Source organism: Streptomyces sp. CBMA123, from assembly GCF_014596465.1.
Lineage (GTDB): Bacteria > Actinomycetota > Actinomycetes > Streptomycetales > Streptomycetaceae > Kitasatospora.
The window spans coordinates 21,671-43,961 of the sequence record NZ_MECK01000512.1 but is presented as its reverse complement, the minus strand read 5'-3'; the positions used below and the strand labels follow the sequence as shown (position 1 = coordinate 43,961).

Below are 22,291 nucleotides of genomic sequence, written 5' to 3'. Positions count from 1 at the left end.
AGATTGCCCACGTGTTACTCACCCGTTCGCCACTGATCCACCCCGAAGGGCTTCACCGTTCGACTTGCATGTGTTAAGCACGCCGCCAGCGTTCGTCCTGAGCCAGGATCAAACTCTCCGTGAATGTCTACTCGGCCCCACAATCAAGCAGGGCCGGTGCACACCCGCGTTGAGCGGCACGGCAACCACCGGAATAGGGCGGTCCCGCGCACTGCGTCCTCGCTAGTGTTATTTCAAAAGGAATCTCCAACCCCGATCAGACGATCAAGGCCGGGGATGTCAACATATCTGGCGTTGACTTTTGGCACGCTGTTGAGTTCTCAAGGAACGGACACTTCCTTCGGACCGCCTTCCAGCGGGCCCTCCGGGCGCTTCGTTCTTTCGTGTTTCCAGCTTATCAGATGTTTTCCGCTCCGTTTTCCGGAGTTTCATTCATCCGATTTCCCGAACTGGCGGGGCCGCTTTCTGCGACGACCACCACTTTAGCGTATTCCGAGAGTTACTCGAAATTCACGTTCACACCCTGTTGACGACAACGCCAACTAACCCAACTGAATGGGCTTCGAAGTGTGAGAGTGGGTCTTGCTAAGTGGGGTGGCCGCTCCAGCGACTCGTTCAACACTAGGCCACCTGGAGGACATCGTCAAACGTGGAGGGCGGGATCCGGCTGGATCCCGCCCTCGTTCGTCAAAGCCGCAGCTCAGCGGCGTCGGGTTTCGGTCACTCGGCGGTCGCGTCAGACGCCGCGGCCGACGCCGGCAGCAGCTCCGCCGCCGCCAGGTTGCGCTTGCCGCGACGCAGCACCAGCCAGCGCCCGTGCAGCAGATCGGCCTCGGTCGGCACAGCTTCCTCGTCCGCCACCTTGACGTTGTTGAGGTAGGCGCCGCCCTCCTTGACCGTCCGGCGGGCGGCCGAGCGGCTCGGTGCCAGGCCGACGGCGACCAGCAGGTCGACCACCGGCTGGAGTTCGGTGACCTCGGCCTTCGGGACCTCGGCCAGGGCCGCGGCCAGGGTCGGGGCCTCCAGATCGGCCAGGTCACCCTGCCCGAACAGCGCCTTGGACGCGGCGACCGCGCGCTCGTACTGCTCGGCGCCGTGCACCATCGTGGTGAGCTCTTCGGCCAGGGCGCGCTGGGCGAGGCGGGCGGCGGGGCGCTCGGTGGTCTCGCGCTCCAGCTCCTCGATCTCCTCCTTCGAGCGGAAGCTGAAGATCCGCAGGAAGTTGGAGACGTCCCGGTCGTCCGCGTTCAGCCAGAACTGGTAGAAGGCGTACGGGGTGGTCAGCTCGGGGTCGAGCCAGACCGTGCCGGACTCGGTCTTGCCGAACTTGGTGCCGTCGGCCTTGACGATCAGCGGCGTGGCCAGCGCGTGCCCGGACTTGCCGTCGGCCTTGCGGATCAGGTCCGTGCCGGCGGTGAGGTTGCCCCACTGGTCGCTGCCGCCGGTCTGCAGGGTGCAGCCGTAGCGGCGGTTCAGCTCCAGGTAGTCCATGCCCTGGAGGATCTGGTAGCTGAACTCGGTGTAGCTGATGCCCGCGTCGGAGTTGAGCCGTCGGGCGACGGCCTCCTTGGCGATCATGTTGTTGACGCGGAAGTACTTGCCGACGTCGCGCAGCAGGCTGATGGCCGACATCCCGGACGTCCAGTCCAGGTTGTTGACCATGCGCGCCGCGTACGGGCCCTCGAAGTCGAGGAAGCGCGAGATCTGCCCCCGCAGGCGCTCGACCCAGCCGGCCACCGTCTCGGGGTCGTTGAGCACGCGCTCGGCGGTGGGCTTCGGGTCGCCGATCAGGCCGGTGGCGCCGCCGACCAGGCCGATCGGGAGGTTCCCCGCCTGCTGGATGCGGCGCATGGTGAGGATCTGCACCAGGTTGCCCAGGTGCAGGCTCGGGGCCGTCGGGTCGAAGCCGCAATAGAACGTGACCGGGCCGTCCGCGAACGCCTTGCGCAGTGCGTCCTCGTCAGTGGACAGGGCGATCAGCCCACGCCACTGCAGCTCGTCGACGATGTCCGTCACGGTCACGCTTCTCCTTCGATCGGGCGTCCGGCCGGTGCTGGCCCGGTTCGGTCGGGCCCCGGGTCGGTACGACTCCAGCCTGCTAGAGCCTACGCGGTTCCGGCCAGCGGGTTTTCTCCGAGGCACCGGATCGGGTCGGCCCCCGGGTCGGTCCCGGTCGGCCTCGGGTGGGTCCCGGTCGGCCTCGGGTGGGTCCCGGTCGGCCTCGGGTGGGTCCCGGTCGGCCCTGATCGGCGGCGGATCTCCCCCGGGGTTCCTCCCCGATACCGGAAATTCCGTTGTTAGTCGGCTGTGGGCCCATTCAGAGTGGTTCCACCGCCGTGCGGCGGCAGTGACGTGTGTGGAGACGGTCGTGCCGCCGTGGCACGCCCGTGGGAAGGGTGTGCCGAGTGCGCAACACGCTGGTTCTGAACGCGAGCTACGAGCCCCTGACGACGGTGTCGCTCCAGCGCGCCGTCGTCCTGGTGCTCCAGGACAAGGCGGTGGTGGAGCAGGCGCACCCGCTGCGCTCGATCCGGGGGACGGGCGTGGCCGTTCCGGTGCCACGGGTGATCAGGCTGCAGAGGTACGTGAGGGTGCCGTTCCGACAACAGGCCCCGTGGTCCAGGCGGGGTGTCCTGGCCCGGGACCAGCACCTGTGCGCCTACTGCGGGCGCCGGGCCACCACGGTGGACCACCTGCAGCCCAAGTCGCGTGGTGGCGAGGACAGTTGGATGAACACCGTGGCCGCGTGCCCGGAGGACAACCAGTACAAGGCCGACCGGACGCCCGAGCAGGCCGGGATGAAACTGCTGCGGCGGCCGTTCGTGCCGACGCCGCAGGCCACCCTGATGCTGGCGCTCGGCCTGCGCGGCTCGGAGGCCCGGGAGCTGGCCGACTGGCTGCCGGCCGTACCGGGGCAGCCCGTCACCGCGGCCTAGCCTCGGGGGGGCTCAGCCCTTCGCCTGGTAGCCCGCGGCCGTGCCGTAGTTGGTCGCGTGCTCGGGCACCACGACCACCTGCCCGCCGCCGATCATCACCCGCCCGGAGAGCAGCAGCGAGCCGGTGCCGGGCGGGAAGTTGCCACCGACCGCCTCCTGGCCGCCCGCCAGCGGGAAGCGGCCGAGGCGGGCGGGCTGGTCGCGGCGTTCGTCGGCGGCCAGCACCAGCGAGCCGCCGTCGACGCCGACGGCCCGGACGGTGCCCTTGGCGGCGGTCGGCGCCTTCCAGCGCTGCTTGCCGGTGTCCAGGTCGTAGCCGACCGCGGACACCGGCCCGCCGGCGTTCGCCGGGGTCATCGCGGCGACCATGGTGCGGCCTTCGAAGAACACCTCGGGGGTGGCCGAAAACGTTCCGTGGCCGACGGCCAACCGGCCGGCGTCGGTGACCACCGGGATCTCGACGGCCGGGTCGCCGGCGGTGCCCCAGGCGAACACCCGGTCGTCCTCGGGCTTCCCTCCGGTGGTGAGCACCACGGCCGGCTCGGCGGAGAGCACCGTGACCGTCTTCGGCTGGTTGTTCAGGCCCCGCCACCAGCCGACCTTGCCGTCCGCCACGTTCAGCGAGACGGCCTGGTCGGCGGGCGTCGAGTCGGCGCAGGAGGAGGCGACCAACACGGTCTTGCCGGTGACGCCGCCGGACAGGGTGCAGAACTTGCCCTGCCCGGTGTACTGCCAGACGTCCTTGCCGTCGGCCGACGCCCAGGCCACCGCGCGGTCGTCGCCGACCGCGACCACCATGTCCTCGGTGACGCCGATCCGCGCCGAGTAGGCGCCCTTGGCGTCCGAGAGGGTCTTGGTCCAGGCGGTCTTGCCGGTCTTGGTGTCGACGGCGGCGACCAGCGTGCACGGGCTCTTCGGGTCCGCCTGCGGCCGGAACAGGGCCGCGCCCAGGCCGGCCTGGTTCACGCCGACGGACAGTCCGCACGGGACGGCCCCGGCCGCCGGGGGCTCGACCGTCCAGGTCGGCTTGCCCGCCGTCCGGTCGTACGCGTGCACCCCGGAGCCGTCGGCACGGACCACCGCGTCGGCCAGCAGCCAACTGCCGACCAGCGTGTCGTCCCCCGCCGGCTGCGTGGCGGCGGCGGCCTGCGCGGACCAGACCTTGGTGTGCGCCACCGAGAACCCGGGCTCGCCGCCGCTGGTCGCGGCCGCGCTGCCGCCGCCCTCGGCGCCCACCGTCAACGCGGCCGTTATCAGCACTCCGAGCGCGGCCACCCCGGCGCCGGCCCGCACCATCAGGGCCCGCCGGCTGGGCACGTGGTCCCCGGTCAGGACGGCCGACCGGACCTTGTCCACGAGCGAGGCCGAGGAGGCGGAAGAGGAGGAGGAACCGGAGCCACCGTCACCGCGCCGAGCTGCCCGCGAACGCGCGGCGGGCTCAGCGGGCTCAACGGCCTCGGCGCCGCTCTCCTCCCCGGTGGGCGCGGGCTCCGCCGGGGGCTCCTCCACCTGCACGTAACCGTCGGCCGAGTACTCCGCCCCCACCGGGACGTACAGCCCCTCCTCCGCCGGCTGGGCCTGCGGCGCGGCGCCGGCGTACGGCTGCTGCCCGTAGTCCGGGTACGGCTGCTGGTACGGCTGGTACTGCTCCTGGCCGCCGTACGACCCATGGCCGTTGCCCTGACCGTGACCGTGGCCCTGGTCATGACCGTGTCCCTGGCCGTGGACGTAGCCGCCCTCGACGTATCCGGTCTGCCCGTAGCCGCCCTGCTGGTCGTACGGCTGCGGGTGGTACGGCTGCTGGTGGTACGGCTGCTGGTCCCACTGCGGCGTCTGCTGCCACTGCCCGTGCGGCTGCGAGGGTGCCTGCGACGGCGGCTGCTGCGGGTCGTAGTACCCCTGCCAGTCCTGCTGCGGGCCCTGGGGGTACCAGGGCTGCTGCTGGGCGTGGGGGTCTCCGAAGGGCTCCTGCGCCATCGTTCCGTCCCTCCCAGCCCCGCCTGCCTGCCGATTGCGGCAGTCAGCATCTCACGCCCGCCCGGGCACGCCTCCCGGGCCCTCGACGCGGGAGCAGCGGGTCCTCAGGCGGCGGACTCGGCGCGCAGGGCCTCGTCGATGCGGGCGGCGAGGGTGAAGTCCAGGCCGGTGAGCCCGCCGGCGCTGTGGGTGGACAGCACGAACCGCAGGGTGCGCCAGCGGATGTCGATGTCGGGGTGGTGGTCGAGCGCCTCGGCCTGTTCGGCCACGGCGACGACCACCCGGATCGCGGCCGGGAAGTCGGGGGCGTCGGCGCTGCGGACGATGCTGTCGCCGTCACGGTGCCACTGCGGCACGGCCGTCAGGGCCGCCCCGATCTCGTCCTCGCTCAGTCGTGCCCTGCTGCTCATCGGTGCGCTCCGGGGGTCGTCGCTCGGGTGCCGGTCAGGCGACCTTCCGGCGCGGACGGACCACCAGTTCGCCGCCGCAGTTGGGGCAGTTGGAGGCCATGGCCTCGGTGCAGTCCGCACAGAAGGTGCACTCGTAGGAACATATCGAGGCGGGGCTGTCGGCGGTCAGCGACACCTCGCAGCGCTCGCAGGTCTCGCGCATCTCCAGGGCCATGGCGCACTTCTCCGATTCACGTACGGTCAGACGGTCGGACGTACGATCCCACGTTCGTCCGATGTCCGGTCAACTCACCAGCAGTTTGGTGACGGCCACGAGCCCGACCACCACGATGACCCCGCGCAGCGCGGCCGGCGGGAGCCGGCGACCGACCTTGGCGCCGAGCAGGCCGCCGGCCAGCGAGCCGACCGCGATCAGCCCGGCGGCCGTCCAGTTCACCGTCGACGTGAACAGGAAGAACAGCGCGGCGACCCCGTTGACGATCAGCGCCAGCGCGTTCTTCACCGCGTTGATCCGCTGCAGGTCCTCCTGGAGCAGCATGCCCATCAGCGCCAACAGCAGGACGCCCTGCGCGGCGCCGAAGTACCCGCCGTAGATGCCGGTGAGGAACACTCCGACCAGCAGCGCCGCGCCGCCGTCCGGATCGCCGTCGGCGCGGCGGCGGGCCGCGACGGCCTTGGCCACCCGGGGCTGGATCACCACCAGGACGAGGGCGAGCAGGATCAGCGCCGGAACGATCGCGTCGAAGGCGCCGCTCGGCAGCTTGATCAGCAGCAGCGCGCCGAGCAGCCCGCCGAGCAGCGAGGCGGTGCCCATGCGCCGCAGGCGGCGGCCCTGGTCGGCCAGTTCGCGGCGGTAGCCGATCACGCCGCTGAGCGAACCGGGCACCAGGCCGAAGGAGTTGGACACGTTGGCGGTCACCGGCGGGATGCCGACGGCGAGCAGGACCGGAAAGGTGATCAGGGTGCCGGAGCCGACGATCACGTTGATCATCCCCGCGCCGACACCGGCCACCAGGACGGCGATCGCCTCCCAGAGCGTCATGGGTCATCTCTCCTCTCGGTCCTGTCCGAGGGGATCATGCCGGACCGCGCACCGGCCCGACCAGGCCCGACCACCATTCGGGACGCACGCCACACCGCCGGGACGCCACACCGCCGGCACGCCGCACCACTGCTGCACCGCACCGGAGCCGGGAAAGCCCGAGGGCCCGCCACCACCAGGTAGCGGGCCCTCCGACGAACGGCGAACTCCGGACGACACCGTCGGATCACTCCGGGTCGATTGACCCCAGGCGATTCGCTCCGGGTCGATTCGCTCAGGGTCGATTCACTCCGGGTCGATCTTGCGGTACTCCCGCGCCGGGTCCACCCGCGGCCGGGCGGCGCCCTTCTCCACGTCCACCGGCCGCGGCCCGGCCGCCGGGTCGAGCGGCACCTGGGTGGCCGCCAGGGGCGTCTGCGGCACGCTCGGCGCCGCCACCGCGCCGCCGTTCATGCCGCCGCCGTTGCCGGTCAGGCCACCGAACGCGCCGCCGAGGCCCTTGAGCGCGTCGCCGACCTCGCTGGGGATGATCCAGAGCTTGTTGGAGTCGCCCTTGGCCAGCTCGGGCAGGGTCTGCAGGTACTGGTAGGCGAGCAGCTTCTGGTCGGCGTCGCCGTCGTGGATGGCCTCGAAGACCGTCCGGATCGCGGCCGCCTCACCGTCGGCGCGCAGCACCGCGGCCTGCGCCTCACCCTCGGCCCGGAGCACGTCGGCCTGCTTCTCACCCTCGGCCTTGAGGATCTGCGCCTGGCGCTGGCCCTCGGCGGTGAGGATCGCGGCGCGCTTGTCACGGTCGGCGCGCATCTGCTTCTCCATCGAGTCCTGGATGGAGGTCGGCGGCTCGATCGCCTTCAGCTCGACCCGGTTGACCCGGATGCCCCACTTGCCGGTGGCCTCGTCCAGCACGCCGCGCAGACCGGCGTTGATGACCTCGCGCGAGGTCAGGGTGGACTCGAGGTCCATCGAGCCGATGATGTTGCGCAGCGTGGTGACGGTCAGCTGCTCGATGGCCTGGATGTAGCTGGCGACCTCGTAGGTGGCCGCCCGGGGGTCGGTGACCTGGTAGTAGATGACGGTGTCGATGTTGACCACCAGGTTGTCCTGGGTGATCACCGGCTGGGGCGGGAACGGCACGACCTGCTCGCGCAGGTCGATCCGGTTGCGGACCCGGTCGATGAACGGGACGACGATGTTCAGCCCTGCGTTGAGCGTCCGGGTGTAGCGGCCGAAGCGCTCCACGATCGCGGCGCTGGCCTGCGGGATGACCTGGATCGTCTTGATCAGCGCGATGAAGGCCACCACGACCAGGACGACCAAAACGATAAGGACGGGTTCCACGGACTCTCCCCTAGACGACCAGGGCGGTCGCGCCCTGGATTTCGACGACGTCGACCTGCTGCCCAGGCTGGTAGACCTGGTCCGGGTGGAGCGCGCGGGCCGACCAGATCTCGCCGTTGAGCTTGATCCGTCCACCCTCCCCGTCGACGGTTTCCGCGACGACCGCGGTGGCGCCCTGGAGCGCCTCGATGCCCATCTTGATCTGCGGACCCTTCTGCAGCTGCCGGTAGGCGATGGGCCGGACGAAGGCCACCAGCGCGACCGAGACCACCAGGAAGGTCACGGCCTGGAGCACCACTCCGGCGCCCAGTCCGGCCACGCCGGCGGCCGCGAGCGCGCCGACCGCGAACATGGCGAACTCCGGCATCGCGGTGAGCACCAGCGGTATGCCGAGCGCTGCGGCGGCCAGGAGCCACCAGATCCAGCTGTCCACACGTCCATCCTAGGGAGCGAAGGGCCTTCCAGGCGGACAGTTCCCGCAGGTCGAGGGGCGGAAACCGGTCGCACGTGCGACCGGTTCCGACAGCCTCGGCGAAGTGGACGGACGGGGAGTCAGCCGAGCGGCAGGCCCTGGGCCGACCAGCGGTCGCCGTGGCGCTCCAGGGTGAGCGGCAGGCCGAAGCACTTGGAGAGGTTGCGGGCGGTCAGCTCGGTGTCGATCGGGCCGGCCGTGAGCACCTTGCCCTGGCGGATCATCAGGACGTGGGTGAAGCCGGGGGCGATCTCCTCGACGTGGTGGGTGACCATCGCCATGGCCGGCGCGAACTCGTCCTGGGCGAGCGCGCCGAGCCGGCGGACCAGGTCCTCCCGGCCGCCGAGGTCCAGGCCGGCCGCGGGCTCGTCGAGCAGCAGCAGCTCCGGGTCGGTCATCAGGGCGCGGGCGATCAGGGTGCGCTTGCGCTCGCCCTCGGAGAGGGTGCCGAACTTGCGGCCGGTGAGGCCGGCCATGCCCATCCGGTCGAGCAGGGCGAGGGCGCGGCCCTCGTCGGACTGCTCGTAGGTCTCCTGCCAGCTGACCGTCATGCCGTAGGCGGCGGTGAGCACCGTCTGCAGGACGGTCTGCTCGGCCGGCAGCTTGTCGAACATCGAGGCACCGGCCAGGCCGATCCGGGAACGCAGCTCGAAGACGTCGATCTCGCCCAGCTGCTCGCCCAGCACCGAGACCTTGCCCGAGGTCGGGAACAGGTACGAGGAGGCGATCTGCAGCAGGGTGGTCTTGCCCGCGCCGTTCGGGCCCAGGATGACCCAGCGCTCACCCTCGGAGATGGACCACGAGACCTGGTCGACCAGCGCGCGCCCCTCCCGGACCACGGATACGTCCACCAGCTCCAGCACGTCGCTCATGCCTACGCCTTCCCCAAATACACAAATGTCGGCCGTCGGTGCGGGGCGGCGCGCCTACTCCGGCAGCCGGTGGGCACGGGATGGGTGCGCCGCACGCGCATGGGCAAACCTACGCCACGCGGATGACCGCCGATTCCGTAGGCTGGCCGGATGCTCGCGACTCCATCCGACAATCCGTACGAAGAACCCCGTTCGGGGCGGCTGACCGCCTGGGGCAACGCCCTGCTGAGCGGCCTGGTGCCGCCCGACAACGCCGCCGCGGCCGTCCTGGGCGCCGACGAGGGCCACCGGGTGACCGGGCTGCCCGGGGACGCTCCGGGCGAGCAGCACGGGCTGACCTGGGCGCTGGGCCGGCTGCGGGTGCTGGGTGTGAAGGGCCTGCGGCTGGCGCTGCCCTCGGCCGGGCACCCGCTGGGACTGACCGGCCCGGCCGCCTTCAACGAGCGCGCCATGGCGGCCGGCGAGGCGGTGCTCGCGGTGGGCGTACCGCTCGGTCTGGTGCCGGAGACCACCGTCTTCGGGCCGGAGGGGGACCGCTCGGCCACCGTGCTGTGGCGCTGCGCCGAGGTCAACGACACCCCGCCGGCCGACGTGCCCTCGCTGTACGAGGCCGAGCGCGAGCTGGCGGACGGGCTGCGCGAGGCGACCGTCCTGCTCACCCGGCTCGACGTGGCCGGCGCCGGCCCGGAGGCGCTGCGTGCCCTGGAGGCGTACCGCCGGCGCGGCCACGCCGAGCTGCTCGCCCCCGGCTACCCGCCGCGCGCGGTACGGGTGCTGGAGTCGGCCCGTCAGGTGTCCGCCCTGCTGTCGATCGCCTCGGGCAACCACGGCGCGGCCGTGAGCGCCTCCGAGATGGCCGCCCGGCAGTCCGTGCTGGTCCCGCTGCGGCGCACCGCCCGGCGCGCCCAGGTGGCCGCCTACAACGCCCTGGTGGACGAGCGCGACGACCGTTAGGCGAGCAGCGCGACGACCGGCGCTAGGCGTCCCGGGCCTCGCCGTTGCGGACGGCCCACAGCGCGGCCTGGGTGCGGTCGGCGAGGTCCAGCTTCATCAGGATGTTGGACACGTGGGTCTTCACCGTCTTCTCCGACAGGTGCAGGCTGCGGGCGATCTCCCGGTTGGAACGGCCGTCGGCGATGTGGCCGAGCACCTCGCGCTCGCGCTCGGTGAGGGTGCCGCCGCGGCCCTGCGGGGCGCGCGGGCCGTCGTCGGCGAGCAGTGCCTCGGCCAGTTCGGGCTGGAGCAGCACATGGCCGGCGTGCACCGAGCGGATCGCCCCGGCCAGCGCCTCCGGGTCCACGTCCTTGTAGACGTACCCGGCGGCGCCGGCCCGCAGCGCGGGGACCATGGTGCGGTGCTCGGTGAAGCTGGTGACGATCAGGATCCGGGCCCGGCTGCCCCCGTCCTTGAGGGTGCGCAGCGCCTCGATGCCGTCGACGCCGGGCATCTTGAGGTCCATCAGGACGACGTCCGGGTCGAGTTCGCGGGCGCGGTCGACGCCCTCGGCCCCGTCGGCGGCCTCCCCGACCACCTCGATGTCGTCCTGGACCTCCAGGAAGGTGCGCAGCCCGCGGCGGACCACCTGGTGGTCGTCGACCAGCAGGACGCGGATCGACGGCGTGCTCTCAGGCACCGGGGACCTCCATCTCGACGAGCGTCCCCTTGCCGGGGGCGGACTCCAGGGTGAGCGTGCCGCCGACGGCGGCGGCCCGGTCGCGCATCGAGGCCAGGCCGAGGTGGCGGCCGGCCCGGCGGACGGACTCGGGGTCGAAGCCGCGCCCGTCGTCACGCACCCGCAGCACGGCGCCGCGGGCGGGGGTGCCGGCCAGGGTGACGGTGACCCGGCCGGCGCCGGAGTGGCGCAGCGCGTTGTGCAGTGCCTCCTGGGCGACCCGCAGCAGCGCGGCCTCCTGGGCGGGCGGCAGGGCCCGGACGCCGTCCGCGGCGAAGGCGAGGTCGGCGGTGTGGGCGCGGTCGAGCACCTGCACCTGGGAGGCGAGGGTGGCGCTCAGCCCGTCCTCCTCCAGGGCGGCGGGGCGCAGTTCGACCACCACGGCGCGCAGTTCGTCGGCGGCCTCGGCGGCGAGCCGGGCGACTTCGGCGAGTTCGGCGCGGGCCCGGGCCGGGTCGCGGTCGACGAGCTTCGCGGCGGCCTTGGCGGTCAGCCGCAGCGAGAACAGCTTCTGTGAGACGGCGTCGTGCAGGTCGTGGGCGATCCGGGCACGCTCGCCGGCCAGGGTGAGTTCGCGACTGCGCTCGTACAGGCGGGCGTTGGACAGGGCGAGGGCGGCGTGCGCGGCGAGGATCCGCAGCAGTTCCTCGTCGTGGTCGGTGAACAGGCCGCCGCCGCGCTTGTTGGCGAGGAAGATGACGCCCATCACCTGGGGCTCGTCCTCGGCGGCGTCGGTGTCCAGGATCGGCATGCCGAGGAAGGCGTCCATCTCGGGGTGGGCGGCCGGCCAGCCCTCGAAGGCCGGGGCCTCGCGGACGTCGGCGAGCCGGGTGGGCCCGGTCTCGTGCAGCATCTTGGCGAGCACGCCGTGCTGGCGGGGCAGTGGGCCGATCGCGCGCCACTGCTCGTCGGTGACGCCGTCGACCACGAACTGGGCGAAGCCGCCGTGGTCGTCGGGCACGCCGAGGGCCGCGTACTCGGCGGCGAGCAGCTCGCGGGCGGAGGCGGTGATGCGGCGCAGCACCTCGCGGACCTCCAGGTGCCGGCTCATCGCGAGCAGCGCCTGGCTGACGGCTTCGATGCCGGCCAGCGGGTCGCAGGCGTACGGCGGGCCGGCGGAGGTCCGGTGGTCACCGGTCGTGCTGGGCATACCGCCAAACTACCGCCGCCGCGGGGGCGTCCGCGTCCGTCCCCGGCCGGGCCGGGAGCAGGTCCGGGGACCTAGGCCGCCGGGCCCGGGAGGCCGGGTCGGGCGGGCGACGCCGAAGGGCGCTCCCCCGGGACCGGGGAGGACCGGAACCGGGGAGAGCGCCCTTCGGCGGCGACGGGTGTCAGCCCTTCTGCATGACCTCCGGCTCGTGCCGGCGCTGCAGCCGGGTCACGATCACGCCGATCACGACCGAGATGGCGATCAGCACGCCGGCGTCGATCGACCACTGGGCGACGCTGTGGGTCCACAGCGGGTCGTAGTTCGGGTTCTGGAAGTCCTTGTTCCAGGGGCCCATCAGGTGCGACAGGTCCAGCGTGGTGGACACCATGCCGGTGCCCCAGCGGGCCGGCATCAGCCAGGCGACCTGCTCCAGGCCGGGCTTGCCGAAGATCTGGAAGAGGCAGCCGGTGAAGACGACCTGGACGATGGCGAACATGACCAGCAGCGGCATGGTCTTCTCGGCGGTCTTCACCAGCGCGGAGATCATCAGGCCGAACATCATCGCGGCGAAGCTGAGCAGGATCATGCCGATGGTCATCTCGATCATCGGCATGTTCTCGACGATCAGACCGTGCTCGGGGAGCTTGCGCGGCAGGAAGCCGACGGCGGAGATGATCGCGCCCTGGATGATCGAGAAGACGCCCAGCACGATGATCTTGGACATCATGTACGCCGAGCGGGAGAGGCCGGTGGCCCGTTCCCGTTCGTAGATCGCCCGTTCCTTGATCAGCTCGCGGACCGAGTTGGCCGCCCCGGAGAAGCAGGCGCCGATCGCCAGGATCAGCAGGATCGTCGCGGCCCCGTTGTTGAGGTGGAGCTGGGTCTTCGGATTGGGCGCGAGCCCCGGTTCGTTGGGGATCAGCACGCTGACCGCGCCGATGACCGCGGGCAGCAGCACCGACAGCGCCAGGAAGCCGCGGTCCGAGGCGAGCACCGACATGTAGCGGCGCATCAGCGTCCACAGCTGCGAGCCCCAGCTCTGCGGCTTGGGCGGCTTGATGGCCTCCTGGGCGACCTGGACGTGCTGGACCTCGCCCGCCTCGACGGTCGGGGCGGAGTACTGCTGGTAGTGCACCGAACCGCGGTAGCGGCCGGCCCAGTCGTGCTCCGGGTAGTTCTCGAAGGCCTGGAAGACGTCCGCCCAGGTCTCGTACCCGAAGAAGTGCAGCGCCTCGTCCGGCGGGCCGAAGTAGGCCACCGAACCGCCCGGCGCCATCACCAACAGCCGGTCGCAGAGGGCGAGTTCGGCCACCGAGTGGGTGACGACCAGGATCGTGCGACCATCGTCGGCCAGGCCGCGCAGCATCTGCATGACCTCGCGGTCCATGCCCGGGTCGAGGCCCGAGGTGGGCTCGTCCAGGAAGATCAGCGAGGGCTTGGTGAGCAGCTCCAGGGCGACCGAGACGCGCTTCTGCTGGCCGCCGGAGAGCGCGGTGATCTTGTTGTCGGCGCGCTTGTCCAGGCGCAGCTCGTACAGCACCTCGTCGATCCGGGCGTTGCGCTCGCGGGCCTCGGTGTCGCCGGGGAAGCGCAGCTGGGCCGCGTACTTGAGGCCCTTCCGTACGGTGAGCTCGCGGTGCAGGATCTCCGACTGCGGCACCAGGCCGATGCGGGAGCGGAGTTCGGCGAACTGCTTGTAGAGGTTGCGGCCGTCGTACAGCACCTCGCCGCGGTCGGCCGGGCGGTAGCCGGTGAGGGCGCGCAGCAGGGTCGACTTGCCGGAGCCGGACGGGCCGATGACGGCCACCAGGGACTTCTCCGGGACGCCGAAGCTGACGTCGTTGAGCAGGATCTTCTTGGCGCCCTTGTGCTCGACCTCGACGGTCAGGTGGCGGGCGGAGAAGGAGACCGCGCCGGTGTCGACGAACTCCTGCAGTTGGTCGCCGACCAGCACGAAGCCGGAGTGGCCGACGGTCAGCCGGTCCTGCGGGCCCATCAGCTGGCGCTGCACCCGCTGGCCGTTGAGGAAGATGCCGTTGTGGCTGCCGAGGTCGACGATCTCGTAGCGGCCGTCCGGCAGCTGGCGCAGCTCGGCGTGGTGGCGGGAGACCTGGAGGTCGGACACCACGATGTCGTTGTCCAGCGCGCGGCCGATCCTGACGGTACGCATGCCCGCCGTCAGGTTGCGGATCATCGTCGGCTGCGGGCCGTCGCCGTGCGACGGCGGGGGCGTGAAGCCCTGCTGCTGCGGGAACCCGCCGTGCTGCGGCGGCTGCTGGTCCTGCGGCAGCGGCTGGTACGGCTGCTGCTGCGGCGGCGCGTACTGCTGCGGGGGCTGCTGCTGGCCCGCCCAGGCCTGCTGGGGCTGCGCCTGGTGCTGCTGGTACGGGTCCTGACCGGGCCAGCCCTGCTGCGGGCCGGGCGGCTGGGGCGTCGGGGCGGGGCTGCGGCTGGTGACGGCCTCGTGCACCGGGGTGGGCTGCGGGGCGACGGCGTGGGCGGGCGCGGAGAAGGCGAGTCGGGGGCCGTTCTCCGGGTTGCCCAGGTTCACCACGGCGCCGGCGAACAGCTGGGCCTGCATGGTGCGGGCGCCGGCCACGTAGGTGCCGTTGGTGCTGCCGTGGTCGTCCAGCTGCCAGGCACTGCCGTTGAAGCTGATGGTCCCGTGCTGCCAGGAGACCCTGGCGTCGTCGAACGTGAAGTCCGACTGCGGGTTGCGTCCGATGGTGTAGGACCGCGCGGGCTCAAGAGTCCGCTGCTGTCCGTTGATCTCAATGACGAGTTGCGGCACTGCTCGCCTGCCCCGCTCTCTCGGTTCCCCCGAATTGTGGCCCCCCGGCCGGGGGTGCTTGTTCCTCTGACTGACGGGGGGAATCATTCCAGCCCGTCGTCCGCCGGTGAAAGTCACCCCGGGTGACTGTGACCAGGCTGCTACTCGGGGCTGCCGCCGGGGCCGGGGGCGCGCAGGTGTCCCGCGACGTGGGACGGGTGCCCTCGGCGCGGCGACCGCCCGGTAGCGTGGGAGACACCATGAACGCATCGCCCTCGGCCGCTGAGCCCCTCCCCGCCGCCCAGCCCCGGACGGACGAGCGCACCCTGCTCGTCAAGGTGTTCGGCAAGGACCGCCCCGGCATCACCGCCGGCCTCTTCTCCACCCTGGCCGGCTTCGGCGTCGACGTCATCGACATCGAGCAGGTCGTCACCCGTGGCCGCATCACGCTGTGTGCCCTGGTCACCCCGCCCCACGAGCCCGGCGCCGAGGGCGGCCTGCGGGCCACCGTGCACCGCTGGGCGGACGAGCAGAAGCTGCAGGCCGAGATCCTCTCCGGCATCGGCGACAACCGGCCGCGCCGCGAGGGCCGTTCCCACGTGACGGTGCTCGGCCACCCGCTGACCGCCGCCGCCGTCTCCGCGCTGACCTCCCGGATCACCGTGGCGGGCGGCAACATCGACCGGGTCTTCCGCCTCGCCAAGTACCCGGTGACGGCGGTCGAACTGGCCGTCTCCGGCGTGGCCACCGATGAGCTGCGGGCCGAACTGGCCCAGGAGGCGGCCACCCAGCGGGTGGACGTCGCGGTGGTGGCCGCCGGGCTGGAGCGCCGGGCCAAGCGCCTGGTGGTGATGGACGTGGACTCCACGCTCATCCAGGACGAGGTGATCGAGCTGTTCGCCGCCCACGCGGGCTGCGAGCAGGAGGTCGCCGAGGTGACGGCGGCGGCGATGCGCGGCGAGCTGGACTTCGCCGAGTCGCTGCGGGCCCGGGTCGCCCTGCTGGCCGGGCTGGACGCCTCGGTGACGGAGAAGGTGCGCGCGGAGGTCCGCTTCACGCCGGGGGCGCGCACCCTGATCCGTACGCTCCAGCGGCTGGGCTTCCAGGTCGCGGTGGTGTCGGGCGGGTTCACCCAGGTCACCGACCACCTGGTGGAGCAGCTGGGGCTGGACTTCGCGGCGGCCAACACCCTGGAGGTGGTGGACGGGAAGTTCACCGGCCGGGTGGTCGGCGAGATCGTGGACCGCGCGGGCAAGGCCCGCTGGCTGGCCCGGTTCGCCGAGCAGGCGAAGGTGCCGCTGGAGCAGACGGTGGCGATCGGCGACGGCGCCAACGACCTGGACATGCTGAACGCGGCCGGGCTCGGGGTGGCGTTCAACGCCAAGCCGGTGGTGCGCGAGGCCGCCGACACCGCGGTGAACGTGCCCTTCCTGGACACCGTGCTGTACCTGCTGGGCATCACCCGCGAGGAGGTCGAGGCGGCCGACGGCGGGCTCTCGGTCGAGTAGTCCTGTGGAGGTACGTGAGGGGCGCGCGGATCCAATCCGCGCGCCCCTCACGCATGCGTCCCCGGAGTTCCCGGAGGTCAGTCCTGCGGCGTGTAGTACGAGACCAGCTCGGCCACGCCCGGCTCGACGAGCTTCCAGGACCCGTTGAAGCTGAGCACCGCGATCGCCGCCGTCGGGAAGCCGCCCAGACGCAGCCGGTCCAGGGCGTCCCGGTCGCCGGCGTCCCCGGCCAGCACCTGGGTCAGGCCCAGCACGCCGGGGTTGTGGCCGACCAGCACCACGTCCGAGTACTCCTCCGGGGTCTCCTGGAGGACGGCGATGATCTCGCCCGGGCTGGCCTCGTAGATCCGGTCCTCGTACACCGTCTTGCGAGCGCGCTTGGGCAGCTCGTGCGCCGCCAGCTTCCAGGTCTCGCGGGTGCGCAGGGCGGTGGAGCAGAGCACGAAGTCGGGGTTGATGCCGGAGTCGACCAGCCAGCGGCCGGCGTCCGGGGCCTGGTGGCGGCCCCGGTCGGCCAGCGGCCGCTCGTGGTCGTCCACGCCGTCCGGCCAGTCGGCCTTGGCATGACGGAGAACGATGATCCTGCGGGGCGTTTCGGCGCTCATACCCAGCAAGCTTGGCAGAAAAGCGGCCCGGGGGCGCGATGCCCCCGGTTGCCGCCACTCCCCCGGGTGCCGGGTGCCATCATGCCCCGTTCGCCGCGGTGTCACCGGGAGTACGGCGCCGGTACGCCCGGCGCTCCGGACGGGCGCCGGGCGCGCGGTGCGCAGGGGTCAGCCCATCGAGGCGGCGACGGTGGCGATGACCGCCACCAGCACCACGATGGCGCCGAAGGCGAGGGCGATGCGGCCGAGCTGCTTGCGGCCGTCGGTGGGGTTCGGGTCGAGAACGGGCATGTCGGGATTCTCCCACCCCGAACACGCCCGTCCCGTGCTGGCCCCACCGCCTTGGTCAGGCCTTGACCTTCCCGGTCAGGCCTTGACCCGCTCGGCCGGGAGGGCCGCCTCGTCCTCGATGTGCCGGGCCCGCGCGGCGCGCAGGCCGAACAGCATCTGCGGCACCAGCAGCAGCGCGAGGAAGCCCAGCGGCAGGTACCAGTGGCCGGTGGCCTGGTAGATCCGGCCGATCAGGATCGGGCCGGGGATGGAGATCAGGTAGCCGACGCCCTGGGCGAAGGCGGACAGCTGGGCCACCCCGCCGGCGGTCCGGGCGCGCAGTCCGATCATCGTCAGCACCAGCGGGAAGGCGCAGTTGGCCAGGCCCACCAGGACGGACCACACCCACGGCGCCGCGGCCGGGGCGAGCGCCAGACCGGAGTACCCGGCGATGCCGCAGGAGGCCAGCACCACCACGAACAGCCGCTGGTCGCCGCGCCGGGCGGCCAGGTTGGGCAGCACGAAGGAGACCGGCACGCCGATCACCATGGTGACCGCGAGCAGCACCCCGGAGGTGCCCTTGTCGATGCCGGAGTCCTGGAAGATCTTCGGCAGCCAGCCCATCACCACGTACGCGCCGGTGGCCTGGAGGCCGAAGAAGCAGGCCAGCGCCCAGGCGGTACGGCTGCGGGCGATCGGCAGCCTGCCGGGGGCGGCGGCGCCCCCGGCGCGCTCGCCGCGCTCGCGCTTGGCGACCAGCACCACCAGCCAGAGCACCAGGGCGAACGCGCCCAGCGCGGCCCAGACGCCGAGGCCGTAGCGCCAGTCGCCGCCGAGCGCGTTGGTCAGCGGCACGGTGACGGCGGCGGCCAGGGCGGTGCCGGCGGACAGCGCCATGGAGTACAGGCCGATCATCGGACCGACCTTCTCCGGGAAGTACCGCTTGATCACCACCGGCAGCAGCACGTTGGAGACCGCCACCCCGGCCAGGGCGAGCGCGGTGAGCAGCAGGAACACCGCCGTACCGCCGGCGAAGGAACGGGCCAGCACGCCGGCGGTGATCGCGCCCATGCCGGCCGTGATCACCGCGATCGGGCCGATCCGGCGGGCCGCGACGGGAGCCGCGAAGCCGAACAGTGCGAAGCACAGCGAAGGGACGGCGGTGAGCAGCCCGGCCAGGGTCGGGTTCATGCCCAGGTCGGCGCGGACCTGGTCGAGCAGCGGTCCCAGGCTGGTGACCACGGGGCGCAGGTTGAAGGCGGCGACGGCGATCGCGACGGCGAACAGCACACCGAGGTACGTGGCGGAGCCGGAGGGCCGCCCGGTCTGCGGCCGGGCCTCGGTTCGGGGAGAGGCGGTGGTGTCTACTGCGGGAGGCATGGGCGCCATCATAGAATGATGGGATGAATTGATGCACCTTGGAATTGGCATGATGTGCCGACCGTTCATCCATCGGCCGCCTCCCCAGGGCCCACCCACCCCGTAGTCGCAAGGAGTCCCCGTGGCGCTGTCCTCGCCGAGGCGCACCCCGCTGTCCGACCAGGTGATCGCACAGCTGCGCGCCCAGATCACCTCCGGGGAGTGGCCGGTCGGCTCGCGCATCCCCACCGAGGCCGCCCTGGTCGAACAGCTCGGGGTGGCCCGCAACACCGTCCGCGAGGCCGTCCGCGCCCTCGCCCACAACGGGCTGCTCGACATCCGCCAGGGTTCCGGCACCTACGTGCTCGCCACCAGCGAGCTGGCCGGGGTGATGCACCGCCGCTTCGCCGACGCCGACCAGGCGCAGGTCGCCGAGCTGCGGGCGGCCCTGGAGACCTCCGCGGCCGGGCTGGCCGCGCTGCGCCGCACCGAGCGGGACCTCGGCCTGCTGGACGCCGCGCTCGACCGGCGCGAGAGCGCCTGGCGCTCCGGCGACGCCGAGGACTTTGTCCAGGCCGACGCCGCCTTCCACCACGCCGTGGTGGCCGCCGCCCACAACGACGTGCTGCTGGCCGTCTACTCCGACCTCGGCGAGGTCACCCGCGAACACCTGCGCAACGACGTCGGCCCCGAGCTGATCGCCGAGCGCTACATCGGCCACGGCAGCATCCGGGACGCCATCCGGGACGGCGACGCCCAGCGCGCCTCGGTCGAGGCCGGCCGCGCCATCGGCGTCTGCGCCACCGCCGACGCGTGAGCCCCGCCCCCGCGCAAACGCACCGCTGCCCGGCACCCCCAGGGCGGGGGTACCGGGCAGCGGTGGAGTCAGCCGGTCAGGCGCCGATGGCGTGCAGCCCGCCGTCGACGTGGATGATCTCGCCGGTGGTCTTCGGGAACCAGTCCGACAGCAGCGCGACGACGCCGCGGCCGGCCGGCTCCGGGTCGCTCAGGTCCCACTTCAGCGGGGAGCGCTGGTTCCAGGTGTCGGCCAGGTCGCCGAAGCCCGGGATGGACTTGGCGGCCATCGAGCCGATCGGGCCCGCCGAGATCAGGTTGCAGCGGATGTCCCGCTCGCCCAGGTAGCGGGCCAGGTAGCGGTTGGTCGACTCCAGGGCGGCCTTGGCCGGGCCCATCCAGTCGTACTGCGGCCACGCGTACTGGGCGTCGAAGGTCAGGCCGACGACCGAGCCGCCGTCCTGCATCAGCGGCAGCAGCGCCATGGTGAGCGACTTCAGCGAGTACGCCGAGACGTGCATCGCGGTGGCCACGGACTCCCACGGGGTGTCCAGGAAGTTGCCGCCCAGGGCGTCCTGCGGGGCGAAGCCGATCGAGTGGACGATGCCGTCCAGGGTCGGCAGGGTCTCGCGGACCTGCTCGGCGATGCCGGCCAGGTCCTCCGGGCTGGAGACGTCCAGCGACAGCACCTTGACCGGCTTCGGCAGCTTCTTGGCGATGCGCTCGGTCAGGCTCGGGCGGGGGAAGGCGGTGAGGATGATCTCGGCGCCCTGCTCCTGGGCGAGCCGCGCGGTGTGGAAGGCGATGGAGGACTCCATCAGCACGCCCGTGATCAGGATCCGCTTGCCCTCGAGGATTCCACTCATGCTCAGTGACCCATGCCCAATCCGCCGTCGACGGGAATGACGGCTCCGGTGATGTACGCGGCCTCGTCCGAACCGAGGAACCGCACGGTGGACGCGACCTCGGCGGGCGCCGCGTAACGGCCCAGCGGCACGTCCGCGACGATCTCCGCGCGGCGCTCGTCGCTGAGCACGGCGGTCATGTCGGTGTCGACGAAGCCGGGAGCGACCACGTTGACGGTGATGTTGCGCGGGCCGAGCTCGCGCGCCAGGGAGCGGGCGAAGCCGACCAGGCCGGCCTTGGAGGCGGCGTAGTTGGCCTGGCCCGGCGAGCCGGAGAGGCCCACCACGGAGGAGATCAGCACGACGCGGCCCTTCCTGGCGCGCATCATCAGCTTCGACGCGCGCTTGACCACCCGGAAGGTGCCGGTCAGGTTGGTGTCCACCACGGAGGTGAAGTCGTCCTCGGACATCCGCAGCAGCAGGGTGTCCTTGGTGATCCCCGCGTTGGCGACCAGCACCTCGACCGCGCCGTGCTTCTGCTCGATCTCCGTGAAGGCGGCGTCGACCTGCGCGGCGTCCGTGATGTCGCAGCGCACCGCGAGGACGTCGTACTTGCCCAGGACCTCGGGCACCTCGCCCGAACGGCTGGTGATGGCCACCTTGTCGCCCGCTTCGGCGAAGGCCTTGGCGATCGCGAGGCCGATGCCCCGGTTTCCTCCGGTGACGAGAACCGAGCGGCTCAACGATCCACCTCTCTCCGTGTGTGAGCGCGTACGTCGGAATGCGTACGCAGTGTGACGCTATCGGGCGGTCGGCGGCGGCGACGAATCGGGCTCCCACAGCGCCGCACCGGCGGAACTGTCGCAATCCGACAATCCGCACCGGTGGCACCGGGCCGTTCCCGGTCGTCCCCCGCAGGCCGCGGAGCCGTCCGGGAAAGGGGGCACTGTACGGGAACAACACGGGCGGGCGTGCCCGTTGCCCCCGTGGTGCGGGCCGCCCCGGGGCCGGACGTACCCTTCCCCGAAGAGTCCCGGCGAGGAAACGAAGGCAGGGCGCATGACCAAGGCACGGCCCGGGAGCACCTCCCGACGCGGACGACTGCTCGCCCTCACCGCCCTGGCGGCGGGCCTGGGCGCGACCGCCTGGTCGCTGCGCGACCTGCCCGCGGCGTTCGGACGCCGCCCGGACGGCGAGCGCGAGGAGCGGGTGCGCGACTCCCCGCAGTACCGCGACGGCGTCTTCCACAACGCGCCCTCGACCCTCGCCCGGGCCGGCGGCACCCCCGACTTCGACCGCGACACCGTCCGCCGGATGCTGTTCCAGCGCGAGGGCCGCGTCCCGGCCCACCCGGTGCCCACCGTCCGCCCCGCCACCGCGGACGGCCCGGCCGCCGAGGGCGTGGAGATCACCTGGTACGGGCACGCCTCGGCGCTGGTGGAGATCGAGGGCTCGCGCGTCCTGCTCGACCCGATCTGGAGCGACCGCTGCTCCCCCGCCGCCCACGTCGGCCCCAAGCGGCTGCACCCGGTGCCGATCGAGCTGGAGGAGCTGCCGCCGGTAGACGCGGTGCTGATCTCCCACGACCACTACGACCACCTCGACATGGCGACGGTCAAGCGCCTGGTGCGCAGCCAGTCCGCGCCCTTCGCGGTGCCGCTCGGCATCGGCGGCCACCTGCGCCGCTGGGGCGTCCCGGAGCACCGGATCATCGAGCTGGACTGGGACGAGACCTGCACCCTGGGCGAGCTGGTGCTCACCCTCACCTCCGCCCACCACTTCTCCGGCCGCGGCCTGACCCGCAACACCACCCTGTGGGGCTCCTGGGTGATCGCCGGCCCGAGCCGCAAGGTCTTCTACACCGGTGACTCCGGCTACTTCGAGGGCTACGCCCGGATCGGCGAGCGGCACGGCCCCTTCGACGCCGCGCTGGTGCAGATCGGCGCCTACGACGCGGCCTGGGCGGACATCCACATGACGCCCGAGGACGCCGTCCTCGCCCACCGGGACCTCCGGGCCGGCCTGCTGGTGCCGGTCCACTGGTGCACCTTCAACCTGGGCCTGCACCCGTGGGCCGAACCGATCGAGCGGCTGCTCGCGGAGGCCAAGGCCCAGGCCGTCCCGCTGGCCGTCCCCCGCCCCGGCGAGCGGGTCGACGTGGACAACCCGCCGGAGCTGGACGGCTGGTGGGAGGCCGTCTCCTGACGGAGCCCCGCACGGCCGGAGCCCACTGGCCGAAACCGCGACGCACCAGGTGAAATGCGCTGGCC

Annotated in this window: 21 protein-coding genes and 1 rRNA gene; 5 read left to right on the top strand and 17 right to left on the bottom strand. The window is 72.2% G+C overall.

What is annotated here, in order from left to right:
- A 16S ribosomal RNA gene (locus tag BG452_RS35730) occupies positions 1–124 on the bottom strand; the annotation flags it as partial.
- Between the two features lie 596 nt (positions 125–720).
- Entirely contained in the window at positions 721–2,016 is a 1,296-nt protein-coding gene (gene tyrS, locus BG452_RS35725) for a tyrosine--tRNA ligase (RefSeq protein ID WP_188308497.1), read from the bottom strand.
- A gap of 389 nt (positions 2,017–2,405) precedes the next feature.
- Here tyrS and BG452_RS35720 point away from each other — a divergent pair, with 389 nt between their 5' ends.
- Positions 2,406–2,936 carry an HNH endonuclease gene (locus BG452_RS35720; protein WP_188308490.1) on the top strand — a complete coding sequence of 177 codons (531 nt, stop codon included), beginning with the start codon at positions 2,406–2,408 and terminating at the stop codon, positions 2,934–2,936.
- A gap of 12 nt (positions 2,937–2,948) precedes the next feature.
- Here BG452_RS35720 and BG452_RS35715 read toward each other — a convergent pair whose 3' ends face one another.
- The 7 genes from BG452_RS35715 to BG452_RS35685 form a co-directional block, all read right to left on the bottom strand.
- On the bottom strand, positions 2,949–4,913 hold the full coding sequence (locus BG452_RS35715; protein ID WP_188308489.1) for a PQQ-binding-like beta-propeller repeat protein: 1,965 nt from the start codon (positions 4,911–4,913) through the stop codon (positions 2,949–2,951).
- Between the two features lie 104 nt (positions 4,914–5,017).
- A complete protein-coding gene (locus tag BG452_RS35710; RefSeq protein ID WP_188308488.1) occupies positions 5,018–5,323 on the bottom strand; it encodes a 4a-hydroxytetrahydrobiopterin dehydratase in 306 nt (101 codons plus the stop codon).
- A 34-nt stretch (positions 5,324–5,357) separates the two neighbouring features.
- Positions 5,358–5,537, bottom strand: coding sequence for a DUF1272 domain-containing protein (locus BG452_RS35705; protein WP_188308487.1), 180 nt, complete (start codon positions 5,535–5,537; stop codon positions 5,358–5,360).
- Positions 5,538–5,606: 69 nt separating this feature from the next.
- Complete coding sequence (locus BG452_RS35700; protein WP_188308486.1) at positions 5,607–6,365, bottom strand: sulfite exporter TauE/SafE family protein; 759 nt, start codon at positions 6,363–6,365, stop codon at positions 5,607–5,609.
- A gap of 285 nt (positions 6,366–6,650) precedes the next feature.
- Positions 6,651–7,703: an SPFH domain-containing protein gene (locus BG452_RS35695; protein ID WP_188308485.1), complete on the bottom strand. Its 1,053-nt coding sequence runs from the start codon at positions 7,701–7,703 to the stop codon at positions 6,651–6,653.
- A 10-nt stretch (positions 7,704–7,713) separates the two neighbouring features.
- Positions 7,714–8,136, bottom strand: a complete 423-nt coding sequence (locus tag BG452_RS35690; RefSeq protein WP_317621384.1) for an NfeD family protein — start codon at positions 8,134–8,136, stop codon at positions 7,714–7,716.
- A gap of 119 nt (positions 8,137–8,255) precedes the next feature.
- Complete coding sequence (locus BG452_RS35685; RefSeq protein WP_188308484.1) at positions 8,256–9,047, bottom strand: ABC transporter ATP-binding protein; 792 nt, start codon at positions 9,045–9,047, stop codon at positions 8,256–8,258.
- A gap of 150 nt (positions 9,048–9,197) precedes the next feature.
- Between BG452_RS35685 and BG452_RS35680 the strand changes: the two genes are divergently transcribed.
- A complete protein-coding gene (locus BG452_RS35680) occupies positions 9,198–10,001 on the top strand; it encodes a hypothetical protein (RefSeq protein WP_188308483.1) in 804 nt (267 codons plus the stop codon).
- Positions 10,002–10,023: 22 nt separating this feature from the next.
- Here BG452_RS35680 and BG452_RS35675 read toward each other — a convergent pair whose 3' ends face one another.
- From BG452_RS35675 to BG452_RS35665, 3 genes are all read right to left on the bottom strand, one after another.
- On the bottom strand, positions 10,024–10,680 hold the full coding sequence (locus tag BG452_RS35675) for a response regulator (RefSeq protein WP_188308482.1): 657 nt from the start codon (positions 10,678–10,680) through the stop codon (positions 10,024–10,026).
- A complete protein-coding gene (locus BG452_RS35670) occupies positions 10,673–11,869 on the bottom strand; it encodes a GAF domain-containing sensor histidine kinase (RefSeq protein WP_188308481.1) in 1,197 nt (398 codons plus the stop codon). Before BG452_RS35670 ends, BG452_RS35675 begins: the two co-directional genes overlap by 8 nt.
- Positions 11,870–12,050: 181 nt before the next feature.
- Positions 12,051–14,660 carry an FHA domain-containing protein gene (locus tag BG452_RS35665; RefSeq protein ID WP_317621383.1) on the bottom strand — a complete coding sequence of 870 codons (2,610 nt, stop codon included), beginning with the start codon at positions 14,658–14,660 and terminating at the stop codon, positions 12,051–12,053.
- A gap of 239 nt (positions 14,661–14,899) precedes the next feature.
- Here BG452_RS35665 and serB point away from each other — a divergent pair, with 239 nt between their 5' ends.
- A complete protein-coding gene (gene serB / locus BG452_RS35660) occupies positions 14,900–16,147 on the top strand; it encodes a phosphoserine phosphatase SerB (protein ID WP_188308479.1) in 1,248 nt (415 codons plus the stop codon).
- A gap of 77 nt (positions 16,148–16,224) precedes the next feature.
- Here serB and BG452_RS35655 read toward each other — a convergent pair whose 3' ends face one another.
- From BG452_RS35655 to BG452_RS35650, 3 genes are all read right to left on the bottom strand, one after another.
- A complete protein-coding gene (locus BG452_RS35655; RefSeq protein ID WP_188308478.1) occupies positions 16,225–16,752 on the bottom strand; it encodes a SixA phosphatase family protein in 528 nt (175 codons plus the stop codon).
- Between the two features lie 168 nt (positions 16,753–16,920).
- Complete coding sequence (locus BG452_RS47380; RefSeq protein ID WP_094742991.1) at positions 16,921–17,043, bottom strand: SGM_5486 family transporter-associated protein; 123 nt, start codon at positions 17,041–17,043, stop codon at positions 16,921–16,923.
- Between the two features lie 75 nt (positions 17,044–17,118).
- Positions 17,119–18,402 (bottom strand): CynX/NimT family MFS transporter, encoded by a 1,284-nt coding sequence (locus BG452_RS35650; protein WP_223243209.1) that lies wholly within the window; start codon positions 18,400–18,402, stop codon positions 17,119–17,121.
- 121 nt (positions 18,403–18,523) lie between these two features.
- Here BG452_RS35650 and BG452_RS35645 point away from each other — a divergent pair, with 121 nt between their 5' ends.
- Entirely contained in the window at positions 18,524–19,198 is a 675-nt protein-coding gene (locus BG452_RS35645) for a FadR/GntR family transcriptional regulator (protein WP_188308476.1), read from the top strand.
- 76 nt (positions 19,199–19,274) lie between these two features.
- Here the strand turns inward: BG452_RS35645 and fabI are convergent, their stop codons facing one another.
- Positions 19,275–20,042 (bottom strand): enoyl-ACP reductase FabI, encoded by a 768-nt coding sequence (gene fabI, locus BG452_RS35640; protein WP_188308475.1) that lies wholly within the window; start codon positions 20,040–20,042, stop codon positions 19,275–19,277.
- A 2-nt stretch (positions 20,043–20,044) separates the two neighbouring features.
- Positions 20,045–20,764: a 3-oxoacyl-[acyl-carrier-protein] reductase gene (fabG, locus tag BG452_RS35635; protein ID WP_188308474.1), complete on the bottom strand. Its 720-nt coding sequence runs from the start codon at positions 20,762–20,764 to the stop codon at positions 20,045–20,047.
- A 316-nt stretch (positions 20,765–21,080) separates the two neighbouring features.
- On the opposite strand from fabG, the gene BG452_RS35630 reads away from it, so the two are divergent.
- Entirely contained in the window at positions 21,081–22,226 is a 1,146-nt protein-coding gene (locus BG452_RS35630) for an MBL fold metallo-hydrolase (RefSeq protein WP_188308473.1), read from the top strand.
- Positions 22,227–22,291: the final 65 nt, after the last annotated feature.